General features: G+C 78.3%; 1 pseudogene. It reads left to right on the top strand.

Going from position 1 to position 447, the window contains the following annotated elements:
* A pseudogene (locus tag E6R62_RS39220) lies at window positions 1-447 on the top strand (bifunctional glutamine-synthetase adenylyltransferase/deadenyltransferase); the annotation flags it as partial.

Here is a 447-nt window from a genome sequence, read left to right on the forward strand (position 1 = left end):
GCGGCTCGCCCCCGACCCGCTCCTTCGCGCGCCCGAGGCGGTCGCCATCCTGGGCGACCCGGACGGGCTCGCCCCGCGCGGCCGGGACCACCTGGAACAGGAGGTGCTGGCCGCGGTCGGCCGCGCCGAGACCGCCGAGGGCGCGGTCGCCGCGGCCCGCGGGGTGCGCCGCCGCGAACTGTTCCGCACCACCGCCGGCGACCTCATCGGCTCGTACGGGACCGAGGACAGCCCCGCCGAGGAGGACCCGGGCGCGCTCGTCGACCGGGTCGGCAACGCGGTCACCGACCTGAACGCGGCCACCATCGCGGGCGCGCTGCGCGCCGCCGTGCGGGCCGAGTGGGGCGACACCCTGCCCACCCGGTTCGCGGTCATCGGCATGGGCCGCTTCGGCGGCCACGAGCTGAGCTACGGCTCCGACGCGGACGTCCTGTTCGTGCACGAGCC

Source organism: Streptomyces sp. A1136 (assembly GCF_004795055.1).
In the GTDB taxonomy this organism is placed as follows: Bacteria; Actinomycetota; Actinomycetes; order Streptomycetales; family Streptomycetaceae; genus Streptomyces.